This is a genomic window from Micromonospora sp. DH14 (assembly GCF_029809455.1).
Lineage (GTDB): Bacteria > Actinomycetota > Actinomycetes > Mycobacteriales > Micromonosporaceae > Micromonospora > Micromonospora parva.
The window spans coordinates 176,337-190,618 of record NZ_JARVKT010000009.1; the positions used below are offsets into that span (position 1 = coordinate 176,337).

Here is a 14,282-nt window from a genome sequence, read left to right on the forward strand (position 1 = left end):
GTATTTTCGCAACGGGGATTTCACGCCACCGGCGTGTTCGCCCACTGGGCGAGCAACTTCAGTGCCTCGTGGGATGAGCTGTCTGGTTCGGCGGTGAACACCACGAGGTGCTGGTCGGGCTTGCCGCTGACGTCGAATTGCTGCGAATCGAGGGTGAGTGGGCCGACCAGTGGGTGCTGGTAAATCTTGCGGCGCAGTGCGGCGCCGGTCACCTGCTGGCTGCCCCACCATGTGCGGAAGTCCGCGTCTTTGACGGAGAGAGTCCCGACAAGTTCAGCCAGGCGCTGATCGCTCGGGTAGTTCCGGGCCTCCATGCGTAGGTGGGCGACGCATTCCTGGGCGGCCCTGGCCCAGTCGGTGTTCATTACCCGGTAATCCGGATCGAGAAAAGTGAGCCAGATAAGGTTCCGATGCCGCTCCGGCAGTGCCCCATAGTCGGTGAACAAGGCAGCGGCCAGGGGATTCCAGGCGAGGATATCCAGTCTCCGGCCGAATACGTAGGCGGGAACTTCGTACAGGCTGTCGAGCAATCGCTGGGTCTGCGGGTCAACCCGCGACGTGGTCTGAGTACGGGATCCTGGGCGCTGTTTCGGCCCTGCGATCGAGTGCAAGTACTCCCGGCCGTCGCGGTCGAGACCAAGCGCGTCCGCGAGGGCGTCGAGGACCTCGGGTGACGCAGTGGTGACGCGTCCCTGCTCGAGCCGGGCCAGATAGTCCGCGCTGACATTGGCCAGCTGGGCGACCTCTTCACGGCGCAGCCCGGGAACGCGGCGCCGCCGACCGCCGTCGGGTAGGCCGACGTCGTCCGGCCGGATACGTGCACGACTGGCCCGCAGGAACTCGGCAAGCGGATTGCTCACGCTGGACGCCGGGCGCTTGGACATGAAACCAATCTACCCCCGGGCTCCGGCGGATACCTGGGACTGTCTTTCCCATGAAAAACCGAACCTGGCCGGCCCGATGTACCACGATGACACTAGGACACATCAGCAAGCCACCACTTGCCCGGACAGCAGCAAAGCCATAGAGGGCACGGATATCCGGGCCGGGACTAATAGGAGAGGAAGTTCTCCATGTCGAATACGATCGTGGTGACCGGTACCGCGACTGGAATGGGCCGGGCCATCGTCGAGAAGTTTGCCGCCGAAGGCTGGAACGTGGTCGCGACGGTCCGCAAGGAGGCCGACCTGACGGTGCACGATGAGTTGGAGCGGGTCAGGACGCTGCTGCTGGACGTCGATGACGAGCAGGCGGCAGGGCCCTTTGCGCAGACCGCCGTGCAGCAGTTCGGACAGGTCGACGTCTTGGTCAACAATGCGGGTTTCTACCAGATGGGGCCGGTGGAGGTGAGCAGCATGGACCAGATCCACCGGCAGTTCCAGACCAACGTGTTCGGATTGATCGCGCTCAGCCGAGCCTTCCTGCCGATTTTCCGCGCCCAGCGCTCCGGAACGATCATCAACATTTCCTCGTTGACCGCTGAACAGGGTTATCCGTACAGCGCCGTCTACGCTGCCTCTAAGGCAGCCGTGGCGGCCCTGAGTGAGGGGATGAGCCTGGAGGTGGCCGGTTTCGGCATCGCGGTCAAGGCCGTTCTGCCCGGACAGCACTCCACCCGCATTTTCACGAAGATCGACATTGCGCAGGATGTCCCTGCGGACTATCAGGCTGGAATCGATGCGTTCTTCTCCAAGAACGCGCCAACCGGCTCCGACCCGTCGATTACCGCCGACGTCGTGTATCGAGCCGCCGTCGACGGGGACAACGCCAAGGTGCGTTACTACTCCGCGCCGGACTCGGCAGCCATTCCCAGGGCCAAGCAGATCCTGGGCACCGACGGCTACTGGGCGGAGTTCCGTACCGCCGTCCTCGCAGAGCCCAGTCCGCTGTTCACCGCGTTGATCCCGCGGCCGGGCGAGCATCCGATCGATTGGCAGATCTCCTGACCATGCGCTGACTCCGTCTCGGGTAACAGGCGGCTCGGTCGGCTGGCCGACCCGGCACCACCACCGGGGCCGGCCAGCGGCCGTCAGCCATGGCTCCCACAGCGAGAGGCTGCCCGGTCCGTGCCCAACGACGGCGACCGGGCGGCGACCTGAACCGCGTCGGGGCTGATGGGCCGAGGCTCGTTCCTTCTTGATCAGCTCGACTGAGGTGACGATCCTCAGTCACCTTCGACATACCGGATATCGCCTACTTCGTCCTTGTGCATGGGAGAGTGAGCATCGTGACGACAAACCATCCGACAGACCCGGGGTACGCCGCCGCACTGGACACGGCTGAGCGTCTGCTGGGCTTCCGCTTGGAGCGCTTTCTTGGCGCCACGCCTGGTGAGCCAGCTAACGGCGCAGACTTCAAACGGATCGCGACGATGCACGCCTTTGGCGACGTCTGGCCGCGCACCGAGCACCTAGATACACGGACGCGGGCACTGGTGTCCGTCACCATCGCGGCGACACTCGGCGTCCTGGAGCCCCTCCGTGGTCAGCTCCGCATCGCGCTCAACGCCGGCGCCACCAAGGAAGAGATCGCCGAGGTCTTTCTTCAGGTCGCGGCCTACGCTGGCGTAGCACGCGCGTTCGACGGCTACCAGGTCGCGGCCCAGGTCTTCGCAGAGAACCCGTAACGCTCAGACCCTGGTAAGTAAGGGGTTCAGGGGTTTTGGTGGCGGGCGAGGCGGCGGATCATGACGATGATCATGACGCATTGGGACCAGCGCCGGACGGTTTCCGCACCGCGCAGTGACTGCGAGTCGACCAGGGCGGCGGTGGGCTGACTGTTGCGGCCCTCCACCTGCTGGCGGACCTGTTCGCGCAGATGGTTGTGCATGGTCCAGCGGCGCCCACGGGACGCGCGGGTGCCGTGCCCACCCCGCGCCCGCACAGGTTGAGGACTCATGCGCACCACCACGATCGGCGACGTGAAGGTCCTGCTGCCGGACCTCGAACCGGACGACCTCGACGCCATGACGGACCTGGCCGGCGGCCTCACCGAGGCACTCGTCGAGGGTGCGGCGTGGCGCGGCTCGCACCTTGAGGACGCCCGCGTCCGCAGCAGCCTGATCACCGGTGTGGACCTGAGCGAGAGCACCTGGGAAGCCGGCAGCCTCTACGGCTGCGAGATCACCCGCACCGACTTCTCGGGCGCGACTCTGACCGGCATCACCATCGAACGTTGCGCGATCATCGGCTCCCGGTTCACCGGCACCAGGCTCACCGACGTACGCCTCAAGGACGTCCTGTTCGACGGCTGCCGGTTCGACTACGCCACCTTTCACCGCGTCGTCGCCGGCGGCTCGGTCGCGTTCACCGACTGCACTCTCACCAACGGCGCGTGGTCGTCCTGCCGGCTACCGCGCGTCGCCCTGCGGTCATGTGACCTCGCGGGGCTGGAACTGGACTCCTGCCATCTCGACGGCGCCGACCTGCGGGGCAGCCGGCTGAAGGGCCTCAAGGGGCCGCTGGACAACCTGCGCGGCGTCACCCTCGGCGAGGACCAACTTCCTGACCTCACCCGGCTGACCGTCGCCGCCCTCGACCTCACCGTCCGCAACGTCTGAAGCCGAGGAGGCATCGTGGTCGCTGAACCCATTGGCAGCTCGGACACGATCCTCGTCTGCGTCCGGGGCAACTCCGGCTCGGGCAAGAGCAGCATCGCCCGCGAGCTACGACGCCGGCACGGCCGGGGCTGCGCCCTGGTCGAGCAGGACTACCTGCGCCGCATCGTGCTACGCGAACGGGACAAGCCCGGCGGCGCGGCACCGGCGTTGATCGGGCAGACCGTGCGGTTCGCCCTCGACCACGGCTACCACGTGGTGCTGGAGGGCATCATGCACACCAGCCGCTACCGAAACATGCTGACCTCTCTGCGGGACGACCACCGCGGCCGGTCGCTGTTCTGCTACCTCGACGTGTCCCTGGCCGAGACCCTGCGCCGGCACCTCACCCGCCCGCAGGCCACGGAGTTCACCACCGACCAGATGAGCGGCTGGTACGCCGCCCACGACGTCCTGGGCTGGCCCGACGAACTCGTCCTACCCGAGACCACCGGACTGGACGAGGCCGTCGAGGCCATCGCCGCTGCCGCCGGGCTACCCCAGACCGGACGCGACGACGACCTGCTTCCGAACGTTCCATCCCGGTAGAGCAGCTCAGCCGGCTACCCATGTCGCCGTTCCGGCGCACCGTTCGCCAACAGCGGGTCCCGAGTGGCGGGTTCGGTTCGAGTCTCTGGCGGCGCACCAGCATCAAGCTGCGCGTTCTTCCGTAGAGGAAGGGCGCGAAGCTTCCTTTTCAGCCGCCGAGGCCTGGCAGTCGGATGGTGAAGAGCGTGCCCCGGCCCGGCTCGCTCTCCACCCCGATCGTGCCGCCGTGTGCCTCGGTCAGATGACGTGCGATCGCCAGGCCGAGCCCGCTGCCGCCCGTCACCCGGCTGCGCGACTCGTCGGCCCGCCAAAAACGGTCGAAGATCTTCGGCAGGTCGGCCGGGTTGATGCCGCTGCCGGTGTCCCGGACGGAAATGGTGGTGCCGGTCGCCCCGACCGTGACCGAGCCGCCCGGTGAGGTGTAACGGATGGCGTTCGAAATCAGATTGCCGACGACTTGTCGTAGGCGCACCTGATCGGCTTGCACCACCGGATCTCCCGCAACGGTGAGCTCCAGGCGCACCCCGGCCGCGAGCGCACCGCCCCGGTGGCTGTCGACCACGTGCGTGAGCACGTCCCGCAAACAGGTCGGCTCCGGGTCGATCCGCAGCGTGCCCGCGTCGGCGGCCGCCAGGTCGCTGAGGTCGTCGATGATGTGCTGGAGCAGGAGTGCCTCCTCGTGCAGCATCGCCAGCAGTTGGGCGTCGGTCGGGGCCAGGTCGTCCTGGGCCGCCTCCAGCCAGGTCCGGATGTTGCTGAGCGGGGTACGCAGTTCGTGAGCGACGTCGTTGACCATGGTGCGGCGTTGCGCCTCGGCCCGTTCCCGGCGCTCCGCGGAGTCGTTCAGGGCGCGCGCCAATCGGCCAATCTCGTCGCGGGTGGACACCGGGGCGGGCATGCGCAGTTCGGCCGCGTCGGCGAGGTTGCGCAAGGGCCGTACCAGGCGTCGGCCGATCAGCACTGTCGCCGCGACGGTGGCGAGCAGGACCGCGCCGGTGACCGCCACAATTCGTCCGATGCTGCCGCCGGACAGGCTCAGCGTGGTGCGACCCGTGCCGGGCGCGGTGACGAACAGCAGCGCGCGGGGTGCCACGTACGGTCGAAGTTGTGTCCTGCGCCCGGATTCGATGCAGCCCTGCACGACGCCGGCCGGCCCGGCCGGTTTGAGTAGCGACGGCGGCTTCACCTCGATCTTCTCGTGCGCGGTCCGGACCACCGCAGACTCGCCGAGATATGCCTCGAAGGTCGGCGTGATGCGCAGCTGGGAGGCGGCGCGGTCACCCAGGCTGAGGCAGCGGGCGGCCAGGGTGGTCAGTGTCTGGAGTGCCTTCTTCTCGGCTGGACTGACCAGGCTGTCGAGCTCGAATCCGCAGCTCTCGGTCGCGGAGCGGGTCAGTGGCCGTTCGGCCTCGGCTCGGACGGTGGTGAGGACGACGCTCGGGCGGCCGGTCTTCGCGACCTCGACGGTGCCGTCGTAGCCCATCTTGTTGAAGCAGGTGAGCGTGTTCTCGGCCACTTCATTCAGCACGTACCGGTCTTCGGTCGGCACGGTGTAGGGCCCGACGGCCCGCTCATCGATGTGCTCGGTGCCGCCGGTCAGGCCCAGGTCGACGTTGAGCGGGTCCACCACGGCCGACGGAAGGGTGTTCCGCAGCGCCGGTCCGTCCTGCGAGTCGAGGATGATCTGGTGATCGTCGGTGGTCAGTGTGATGCGGCGGCCCAGTTCGGCGGCGCGGGAGTGAACCAGGGCGGCGCCCCCGGACCAGTCGTGGTGAGTGGCCGCGTAACCGACCAGCTCCTCGTAGACGGCCCGTTGGTCGGCGACCGCGCCGCCCTGCTCGTCGGTGATCGCGCGGGTGGTGGTTGTCGCGGCCAGCCAGGCGGTGGCCGAGATCGCGGCGAGCGCGATCGCCACGGAGGAGACCAGCAGCCGGGTCACCAGGCTGTGCCGCAGCGGTACCTGGCCTTTGCTCACGGTGTCGTGCCCAGAGCCAGCTTGTAGCCCACACCGTGCACGGTGAGCAACTGCTCGGGACGCCTCGGGTCGGATTCGATCTTGCGGCGCAGGTTCATCACGTGGACGTCGATGGTGCGCTCGGTGGAGCTGCGGTCGATGCCACGAGTGTGGTGCAGTAGCTGTGCTCGGGTGAAGACCCTGTCCGGTTGCTCGGACATGGCGACCAGGATGGCGAACTCGCCACGGGTGCACTCGATCCGCTCGCCGTCGACCGTCACCTGATGCCCGACCGGATCGACGCTGAGCCGACCCATCTGCCGGATGCCCCGGCCGGCCGGGGCGGGCGCTCCCCGGGCCGCGCGGCGCAGCAGGGTACGGGTGCGGGCCACCAGTTCCCGCGGGCTGAACGGCTTGGTCAGGTAGTCGTCGGCGCCGAGTTCCAGTCCGAGCAGCAGATCACTCTCGGCGCTGCGCGCGGTGAGCATGAGCACCAGTACCTCCGACTCCTGCCGTAGGGTGCGGCATACCTGTAAGCCGTCCATTCCCGGCATCATCACGTCCAGGATCAGCAGGTCGGGCCGGTCGCGGCGGGCGGCGTCCAGCGCCGCCCGCCCGTCGTGCACCACGATCGTCTCGTGGCCCGCGGCCACGAGGTAGCGGCGGATCCCCTCCGCGTGCCGCAGATCGTCGTCGGCGACCAGGACCATCGCACACATGCCGGCGATGGTAGGCCGCCGCCGCGGCACCGAACCATTTTCCGGCCCGACCTGACAGATTCCTAACGGCAGCTCAGACGCTGGACAGTGACTCGGTGGGGTCGAGCGAGGCCGCCCGCATCGCCGGATAGACCCCAGCCAACACCCCGATGACCAGCGCACCTCCCATCCCGGCGACGGCCGCCGCCTCGGGGATGGTCACCGGCCAGTGTTGGAGGGTGGCGTAGCCGGCGACGGCCACCGCGCCGGTCACCACCCCGGCTGCTCCGCCGAGCGTCGACAGCACGATCGACTCGGTCACGAACTGGATGCGCACCTGGCCCCGATTCGCGCCCAGGGCTCGGCGCAGCCCGATCTCGCGGCGTCGCTCCAGCACGGAGATGTACATCGTGTTGGCCACCCCGATGCCGCCGACGAGCAACGCGATCCCGGCCAGCCCGAGCAGCAGCGAGCTGAAGGTCTGTTGCACCGCCTGCTTTGCGGCGAGCCCGTCCGAGGGACGACTGACAAGTACGTCGCTCGGATGCTCCGGGTTGGCCGTGGCGGCCAGGACCGAGCGCACCGCCATCACCTGGGCGTCGGTGGTCTGCACATAGATCCGGGTCGGGTGTCCGTCGAAACGCAGCCAACGGTCGGCGGCCTCCCAGCCGATCATCGCCGAGCGGTCGATCTCCGGTGCGAGTGCCACCGGGTCGAGGATGCCGATCACGCTGAACCGCTTCCCGCCAAGGTGGACCTGGACGGGCTGAGAGAGGTCGACGGTGGCGAAGCCGAGCCGCTGGGCGGCGACCGAGCCGAGGACCACGGTCGGCAGGCGCGCCATCGCGGGGTCCAGGAAACGGCCGGCGCGTACCCGGCCGGCGATCGCCGCGAGCAGGTTCGACCTGGTGGCGACAACCGCGATGGCGTTGTAGTCGCCGGCACCGGCCCGGTCGGAGCGGGCGACGTTGAGCCCGAAGTCGGCGGTCGCGCTCGCCACCGTGACCGGCGCGATCCGGGACACCATGTCCACCGACTCGACGGGGAGCTTGACCGGTGGTTCGCGGTTGGGCGCCGGCGTGACCTGCAGTCGGTTGGTGCCCAGGGCGGCCAGTTTCTCATCGAGCGCCCGCTGGCTCGACGCGGGTATCCCGGTGACCAGGACCAGGGTGGCGATGCCGATCGCGATGCCGAGCGCCGACAGGGCGGCTCGCGCCTTGCGCGTGCGGATGCCGAGCAGGCCCAGGCCGACCAGGTCGGCTGGGGCCAGACGGACCGGCGCGGCATCCCGGTCCACGCTCGCCGCTTGACGGGTAGCCCTCATGCCGGCTCACCCCTGGACGCGGAGTCGGACACCAGGCGGCCATCCAGGATGCGGATCTGTCGGGGCACCCGGGCGGCCACCTCATGGTCGTGGGTGATCAGCGCGATCGTGGTCCCACCCTGGTTCAGCTCGGTGAGCAGGTCGAGCACGGCCGAGCCGGTGGCCACGTCGAGCGCCCCGGTCGGCTCGTCGGCCAACACCAGCGCGGGCTGATTGACCAGCGCCCGGGCGATCGCCACCCGTTGGCGTTCGCCGCCCGAGAGCGCCTGCGGGTGGTGGCCGGCGCGGTGGGCCAGGCCGACCCGCTCCAGTGCCGCCAGGGCCAGCGCCCGGCGGTGACGGCGGTGCACGCCTGCGTAGAGCAGGCCGGTCGCGACGTTCTCGGTCGCGGTCAGCCCGTCGGTGAGGTGGAACTGCTGGAACACGAAGCCCAGCCAGCGGCCGCGCAGGCTGGACAGTTGCCGGTCGGACATCGTGGTGACGTCACGCCCGCCGATCCGCACCCGGCCCTCGGTAGGCCGGTCCAGCGTGCCCATGATGTTGAGCAGGGTGGACTTTCCCGATCCGGATGGTCCCAGGATGGCGACGAACTCGCCCGCGTCGATTCGCAACGAGACGTCGCGCAGCGCCGTCACGTCCTCGCCGTAGCGCCGGCTGGCACCACAGATCTCCAGTACCGCGGTCACGACGTCGTCACCACCCGGGTGCCGGCGGTGATTCCCGTACCGGTGATCTGCACCATGCCGTCGGCGAACAGGCCCACCTTCACCGCGGTCAGCGCGCCGTCGGCGATCTGTACGCCGTAGCCACCGCTGCTGAGCGCGAGCAGTGCGCCCACCGGGACGGCGAGTACGTCGCGTTCGGTGGTGCCGGTGAACCGGACTTCGACGGATGCCGAGCTGATGTTCTGGATCGCCGGGGCTTTGTCCACCGTGATGACGACCTGCACCTTCGGGCCCTCCGGGCCGGGGTCGCCGCCGTCCGACGGGCCGGCCTGGATGTTGCTGCTCACCGAGCTGACTGTGCCGCTGGTTTCGGCGCTGTCCGGCAAGGTGATCTGCACCTTCTGCCCGCTACGGATGTCGTTGGCCCGGCTCGCGTCGATCTCGACGGACACCACCTTGGCCTGATCGCTGATCGCCATCAGGTTGCCGGCGGCGTCGTCGCCGAGTTGCGCCGAAGCCGCGCCCACCCGCACCGCACCGGACAACACCACGATGTCGCCGAGTGCCACGGTGCCGGTGGCCGGACGTATCTCCTTGGCGGCCTGCCAGCGTTGCACGGCATCCTTGAGTGATCGGGTGAAGACGGCGTCCTGGCTGCTCACGACGGTCTTGTAGGTGCCCGTACCTGGTGTTGCCGCCGGCGATTCCGGCCTGGCCTCGTCGTTCGTGGCCTGGCTGCTCTGGGCCGGTGCTGGTCCGCCCTGAACGGTGACCCGGGTTCCCGGTGCCGGCTGGCGCCCGATCTGGTAGCCGAGCGCCCGGAGGTTGTCGGCCAGCACTTTGACGTCGCGGCCGACCATGCCGACCGTGTCGATGTCGCGGAACATCGGCGACGACCCGTAGAAGAGAGTGACCGGACGGTCGCCGCGACGATACAGGGTGTCACCCCGGGCGATGGTGCTGCCCGACCGTGGCAGCCAGGTCAGCACCCCGGGCGCGACGCCCCGCAGGGTGCGCTGCTTGCGATAGCCGACCGTGCCGCTCTCGGTCCAGTAGTCGGAGAGGTCGGTCCGGACCACCTCGGCCGTGGCCACCTTCGCCGCGGCCGGCTGGGCGGCCGGAGAGTCATCGCCGGTGTTGGTGTGGACGGCGTAGACCACGCCGCCCAGGGCGAGCGCCACGCACGCGATGATGATGAGGGTTTTCGTCCGCACGGTCGACTACTTCTTCGTGAAGGCCGAGATCTCGCACTGACGCTGGATCTCCATTCCCGCGGCGCTGTTCGCCCTTTCGAGGTTGGCCTTGGTCTCCGGCGCGACCCAGATGCTGGGGTTGTCGGAGCCCGCCTGCCGGATCTCCATCGACAGGCCGTGGCTCCGGACGCACTGCAACTGCTCGCGGAGGTCGTCGGCGAAGTGGGGGTTCTGCTGAGGGTCGAGCTCCGGAGGGCCCAGCGGCTCCTTGTCGGCGCAGGCGTCCACGGCTGGCTGATACTTCTTCTGGTCCATCTTGTAACTGAGAAGCGGGCCGCCGCTTCCGCCCTGTGCGGGCGCTGACGGCACGCCGTGCTGGGTCCAGCAGGCGTAATAGGCGTCGTAGAGGCGGTCGATCTCCTGTTTGGACGCGCCGAGGGGGAGCTGACGATCGGCGCCGCTGGTCGGACCGGCCGGGCTGACACTCGCCGACACGCTCGCGCCCGGGATCGCCGCCACCTGCGGCTCCGGCGTTTTCGGGTCGCTGCCGCAGGCCGTCAGCGACAGCAGCAGGACCGCCAGGCCGGTCGTCTTCATGTCCGCTTTTCGCATGCCAGCAAGCTTGGCCGTCGCATGTCAGCTATTCGTTAGGTTCGCTGATCCACTCGGCGCTACGGATGTCGCGGGCGGTCGGGCGGGCTACTGCCGTTCCGGGAGCAGCTGTACCGATGAGCCGGTTCCTGAGAGCATGTCGCGATGCGGGGACCGGCATGAGCATCACGTCCGTCATCAACTACAAGGGCGGCGTCGGTAAGACCACGATCACCATGAACCTCGGTGCCGAGCTCGCCGCCCGGGGCCGCCGGGTGCTGTTGATCGACCTCGACCCGCAGGCCAGCCTCACCTTCTCGTTCTACCCGGCCGCCGAGTGGGAGACCGACCTCGCGTACGAGAGGACCGTCCTGCAGTGGTTCGGCTCGGTGCTGGCCGACGAGCCCACCGCCGCACTGCACCCGTACGTGCTCACCCCGGGGCCGGTCAACGCGCTGCTGCCCGACGGCGGCCGGCTCGACCTGATCGCCTCCCACCTGCAACTCGTCGACGTCGACCTGGATCTCGCCGCGGCGCTCGGGGGGTCCCGGTTCCAGCACGGCAGCCCGCACTTCCTGCCGCTGCACCGGGCGCTCGCCGACGCGCTCGCCACCGAGGAGTTCGCCGGGTACGACGACATCCTGATCGACTGCGCGCCCAACTTCACCATGGTCACCCGGACGGCCATCGTGGCCAGCGAACACATCCTGACCCCGGCGAAGCCGGACTACCTCTCCACGCTCGGCATCGACTACCTACGCAGCAAGGTCTCCGAGCTGGTCCGCGACTTCAACCGGGTGGCAGCCCCCGGCCCGACCATCGACCCGCAGTATCTGGGCGTGGTGTTCACTATGATCCAGTACGCCGCCGGTGGGCCGATCACCGCGTCGCGCAACTACATGCGGCTCACCGACAACCTGGAGGTCCCGGTGTTCCGGCAGACCATCCGGGAGAACAAGACCCTGTTCGGCACGGCCGGCGAACGGCACCTGCCCGCCGTGCTGGTGCCGAACGCCAACGACCGGGTGCAGTACGAGCTCCAGCAGCTGGCCAGCGAGTTCCTGGCCCGCACCCGCCTCTAGAAGGAGAGCCACCGGTGTCCGAACCCGCCGACCTCGCCCACGCCGTACTCCTGCGGGTGGCGGAGTTCGTCCGCGCGCTGCCCGCCGACCAGCTCGCCGCGCTGGCCGACGGCACGGCGAAGCTGGCCGTGGTCGACAAGCGGCCCGCCCCCCGGGCGGCAGCCGCGGCGACCACCTCCGGCGTGGACGCCGAGCGGGTCCGCGCCGACCTCGCGGCGATCGGCGACCGGGCGGCCGGCGCCCGCTACCTCGCCGACCTGCGGCTCACCGTGGCGAAGCTGCGGGCGCTGGCCAAGGAGCTGGGCATCGCGGTGCCCAGTAAGGCCAAGAAGGCCGACATCGAGCAGGACATCCTCCAGTGGACGGTGGGCCGGCGGCTCGACTCGGCCGCCATCAGCCGTCCGTCGGCCGCCCGGAGCTGACCGCGCCCTCCGGCAGGAGGGTGGCCCGCAGCTCGGCCAGCACGTCGGCCCAGTACGCCTCGGGCGCCGCACCGCGCAGCTGACCGGCGAGATGCTCGGCCAGCCGGTGCGCCTCCCGCCGGGTGAAGGTCGCGCCCGGCTCGACGTCCGCCAGCGGCCGGGGCCGCACCGGCGCGTCCAGCGGCACCGGATCACCTGTGCAGACGATGTCGAGGTGCCCGGTGGTGCGGGTCAGCGCCACGTAGAGCAGTCGGTGACCGCGCTCGTCGCTGGCCACGATCTCCACCGGCTCGACCACCACCACCGCGTCGAACTCCAGGCCCTTGGCCTCCTGCGGGCTGATCAGGTTGACCGCGCCGCCCAACTCGCCCCGGTCGGCGCTGCTCCAGGTCATGCCGTTGGCGGCGAGCGCCGCCTCGACCGCTCGCCGTTGCCGGGGCGGGCAGACGATGCCGACGAACCGGCCGGCCTCGGCGTGCTCCCGCGCCACGGTGACCGCCCGGCCGGGCAGTTCGGCCAGGCCGACCCGGTGCACGCCGGTGTCCGCCGGCCCGTCCCGGACCACTTCCACCGGCGTCACGCCCGGCGCGGCCACCGGCAGCAGCGGCGCCGCCGTCGCGTACGCCTGCCGGGGTACGCGGTAGCCGTACCGCAGCGGGGTGATCCGGGCCGGGTGTGTCGACGGCAGGTGGGTGAGCACCTCGTCCCACGAGTCACGCGCCCAGCTGCCGGTGGACTGGGCGAGGTCGCCGACCACCGTCAGTGACCCATTGGCGCTGCGCCGCGCCACCGCGCGCAACTGCATCGGGGACAGGTCCTGCGCCTCGTCCACCACCACGTGCGCGTACCGGCGGCCCGGCCCGTCGATCAGGTGCGCCAACTCGTCCAGCAGCGGCAGGTCCGCCGCCGACCAGGTCTCCCGGGACAACCGGTCCGCGCCGCGTCGGTGCAGCGCCGCCACCTCCGCCGGAGTGAACTCGTCCGCCGCGGCGGCCCGCAGCCGCGCCGTGGATCCGAGCAGGTCGCGCAGGAAACCGGTGGGCGTCTGCGGTGGCCAGAGCCGGTCGGTGAGATTCCCGACCGCGTCCGAGCGGGTCGGGTCCACGCCGGCGCGGGCGGCGACCAGGACTGCGAGCCGGTCGCGCAGCAGCCGTCGACGGTCCGCGTACGGCAGGGCGGCGGCCCGCACCGTGGCGAGCGTCTCGGCGACCTCGACGCCGGGTAGCGTGACGAACCGGCCGCCGACCAGCAGCCGCTCGGCTGGGTCCGGGGTGCCGATCCGAGCGTCCAACGCGCGGGCCAGCAGGCCGGCCATCCGTGCCTCGCCCTTGATCCGGGTGACCGCGTCGCGTTCGGTGCGCCCGCGCGGCGCGTCCGGGGCGAGCCGGCTGATGTCGCGCAGCTCCACCCCGTCGTCGCCGAGGGCCGGCAGCACCTGGCCGATGTAGCGCACGAAGGTCGGGTGCGGCCCGACCACCAGCACGTCCGGCGGCGCCATCTCGTCGCGGTGCTGATAGAGCAGCCAGGAGACCCGGTGCAGCGCCACGGCGCTCTTGCCGGTGCCCGGGCCGCCCTCGATCACCAGCACCTCGTCGCGCGGGGCGCGGATCAGCGCGAACTGGGCGGCCTGGATGGTGGCCACGATGTCCCGCATGGTGCCGGTGCGCCCGCGGGTCAACTCCGCCAGCAGGTGCGCGTCCACCGCCTCGCCGATCTCGGCGAGGATGGTGTCGGTGATGTCCTCGATGGTGTTGCCGGCGCAGGTGAAGGCGCGTTTGCGGTGCACCCCCGCCGAATTGCCCACGGTGGCCTCGAACCAGCCGGCGGCGGCCGGCGCGTGCCAGTTGACCACCAGCACCTCGCCGTCGACGTCCCGGATCAGGTGTCGCCCGACGTAGCGGGTCTCGCCCGTCTCGGTGTCGACCCGGCCGAACGCCACCGCCTCGTCCGCCGCGCCCAGCGCCCGCTCGGCGGCGTCGGCGTACCGCCGCAGGTGGGTGGCGGCGGCGGTGTGGGCGGCTGCGGATGGCAGCTGCCGCAGCCCTTCGCGTCGCCGGTCGCGGTGCGCCGCCGCCGCGTCGAAGTACGCCTGCTCGGCAGCGATGTCGGCTTTCCTGGACGCCACGCAGCCCTCCTTCACGCCGGCCGGTCCGACCGACGGTCGGTTCACCGTACCGGCTGGATGCGGGCGTCAGTCGACTCTGGACGG

At 70.0% G+C, this 14,282-nt stretch carries 15 protein-coding genes; 6 read left to right on the top strand and 9 right to left on the bottom strand.

The features are described 5' to 3' along the window. Positions 1–20: 20 nt before the first annotated feature. On the bottom strand, positions 21–884 hold the full coding sequence (locus tag QCZ28_RS14810; protein WP_279517200.1) for a helix-turn-helix transcriptional regulator: 864 nt from the start codon (positions 882–884) through the stop codon (positions 21–23). A 189-nt stretch (positions 885–1,073) separates the two neighbouring features. On the opposite strand from QCZ28_RS14810, the gene QCZ28_RS14815 reads away from it, so the two are divergent. Both QCZ28_RS14815 and QCZ28_RS14820 read left to right on the top strand, forming a co-directional pair. Beyond that, complete coding sequence (locus QCZ28_RS14815) at positions 1,074–1,946, top strand: SDR family NAD(P)-dependent oxidoreductase (RefSeq protein WP_279517201.1); 873 nt, start codon at positions 1,074–1,076, stop codon at positions 1,944–1,946. A gap of 272 nt (positions 1,947–2,218) precedes the next feature. After that, positions 2,219–2,626 (top strand): carboxymuconolactone decarboxylase family protein, encoded by a 408-nt coding sequence (locus QCZ28_RS14820; protein WP_279517202.1) that lies wholly within the window; start codon positions 2,219–2,221, stop codon positions 2,624–2,626. Between the two features lie 26 nt (positions 2,627–2,652). On the opposite strand, the gene QCZ28_RS14825 is transcribed toward QCZ28_RS14820, so the two are convergent. Further along, complete coding sequence (locus tag QCZ28_RS14825) at positions 2,653–2,898, bottom strand: hypothetical protein (protein ID WP_279517203.1); 246 nt, start codon at positions 2,896–2,898, stop codon at positions 2,653–2,655. Here QCZ28_RS14825 and QCZ28_RS14830 point away from each other — a divergent pair. Next, on the top strand, positions 2,897–3,559 hold the full coding sequence (locus QCZ28_RS14830; protein ID WP_279517204.1) for a pentapeptide repeat-containing protein: 663 nt from the start codon (positions 2,897–2,899) through the stop codon (positions 3,557–3,559). The two genes, QCZ28_RS14825 and QCZ28_RS14830, sit on opposite strands and share 2 nt — an antisense overlap. Positions 3,560–3,574: 15 nt before the next feature. Next, entirely contained in the window at positions 3,575–4,144 is a 570-nt protein-coding gene (locus tag QCZ28_RS14835; RefSeq protein ID WP_279517205.1) for a kinase, read from the top strand. 148 nt (positions 4,145–4,292) lie between these two features. Here QCZ28_RS14835 and QCZ28_RS14840 read toward each other — a convergent pair whose 3' ends face one another. From QCZ28_RS14840 to QCZ28_RS14865, 6 genes are all read right to left on the bottom strand, one after another. Continuing rightward, a complete protein-coding gene (locus QCZ28_RS14840) occupies positions 4,293–6,119 on the bottom strand; it encodes a HAMP domain-containing sensor histidine kinase (protein ID WP_279517206.1) in 1,827 nt (608 codons plus the stop codon). Continuing rightward, positions 6,116–6,817, bottom strand: coding sequence for a response regulator transcription factor (locus tag QCZ28_RS14845; protein WP_279517207.1), 702 nt, complete (start codon positions 6,815–6,817; stop codon positions 6,116–6,118). The genes QCZ28_RS14840 and QCZ28_RS14845 overlap by 4 nt, the downstream gene beginning before the upstream one ends. Positions 6,818–6,890: 73 nt before the next feature. Beyond that, positions 6,891–8,120 carry an ABC transporter permease gene (locus tag QCZ28_RS14850; RefSeq protein WP_279517208.1) on the bottom strand — a complete coding sequence of 410 codons (1,230 nt, stop codon included), beginning with the start codon at positions 8,118–8,120 and terminating at the stop codon, positions 6,891–6,893. Then, the gene (locus tag QCZ28_RS14855; protein ID WP_279517209.1) at positions 8,117–8,806 is read right to left on the bottom strand and encodes an ABC transporter ATP-binding protein; all 690 of its coding nucleotides are present in this window, start codon (positions 8,804–8,806) and stop codon (positions 8,117–8,119) included. Before QCZ28_RS14855 ends, QCZ28_RS14850 begins: the two co-directional genes overlap by 4 nt. After that, positions 8,803–9,999, bottom strand: coding sequence for an efflux RND transporter periplasmic adaptor subunit (locus QCZ28_RS14860; protein WP_279517210.1), 1,197 nt, complete (start codon positions 9,997–9,999; stop codon positions 8,803–8,805). Before QCZ28_RS14860 ends, QCZ28_RS14855 begins: the two co-directional genes overlap by 4 nt. A gap of 6 nt (positions 10,000–10,005) precedes the next feature. After that, the gene (locus tag QCZ28_RS14865) at positions 10,006–10,590 is read right to left on the bottom strand and encodes a hypothetical protein (protein ID WP_279517211.1); all 585 of its coding nucleotides are present in this window, start codon (positions 10,588–10,590) and stop codon (positions 10,006–10,008) included. Positions 10,591–10,748: 158 nt separating this feature from the next. Between QCZ28_RS14865 and QCZ28_RS14870 the strand changes: the two genes are divergently transcribed. Both QCZ28_RS14870 and QCZ28_RS14875 read left to right on the top strand, forming a co-directional pair. Beyond that, positions 10,749–11,651 (top strand): ParA family protein, encoded by a 903-nt coding sequence (locus QCZ28_RS14870; RefSeq protein ID WP_279517212.1) that lies wholly within the window; start codon positions 10,749–10,751, stop codon positions 11,649–11,651. 14 nt (positions 11,652–11,665) lie between these two features. Continuing rightward, positions 11,666–12,073, top strand: a complete 408-nt coding sequence (locus tag QCZ28_RS14875) for a hypothetical protein (RefSeq protein ID WP_279517213.1) — start codon at positions 11,666–11,668, stop codon at positions 12,071–12,073. Here the strand turns inward: QCZ28_RS14875 and QCZ28_RS14880 are convergent. Next, positions 12,045–14,198, bottom strand: a complete 2,154-nt coding sequence (locus tag QCZ28_RS14880) for a UvrD-helicase domain-containing protein (RefSeq protein WP_279517214.1) — start codon at positions 14,196–14,198, stop codon at positions 12,045–12,047. The genes QCZ28_RS14875 and QCZ28_RS14880 overlap by 29 nt on opposite strands. Positions 14,199–14,282: the final 84 nt, after the last annotated feature.

Excerpts from the sequence above, each read along its gene's own strand:
- QCZ28_RS14810 (WP_279517200.1), bottom strand. The coding sequence starts at position 884 with ATGTCCAAGCGCCCGGCGTCCAGCGTGAGCAATCCGCTTGCCGAGTTC.
- QCZ28_RS14815 (WP_279517201.1), top strand. The coding sequence starts at position 1,074 with ATGTCGAATACGATCGTGGTGACCGGTACCGCGACTGGAATGGGCCGG.
- QCZ28_RS14830 (WP_279517204.1), top strand. The coding sequence starts at position 2,897 with ATGCGCACCACCACGATCGGCGACGTGAAGGTCCTGCTGCCGGACCTC.
- QCZ28_RS14825 (WP_279517203.1), bottom strand. The coding sequence starts at position 2,898 with ATGAGTCCTCAACCTGTGCGGGCGCGGGGTGGGCACGGCACCCGCGCG.
- QCZ28_RS14845 (WP_279517207.1), bottom strand. The coding sequence starts at position 6,817 with ATGTGTGCGATGGTCCTGGTCGCCGACGACGATCTGCGGCACGCGGAG.
- QCZ28_RS14850 (WP_279517208.1), bottom strand. The coding sequence starts at position 8,120 with ATGAGGGCTACCCGTCAAGCGGCGAGCGTGGACCGGGATGCCGCGCCG.
- QCZ28_RS14865 (WP_279517211.1), bottom strand. The coding sequence starts at position 10,590 with ATGCGAAAAGCGGACATGAAGACGACCGGCCTGGCGGTCCTGCTGCTG.
- QCZ28_RS14870 (WP_279517212.1), top strand. The coding sequence starts at position 10,749 with ATGAGCATCACGTCCGTCATCAACTACAAGGGCGGCGTCGGTAAGACC.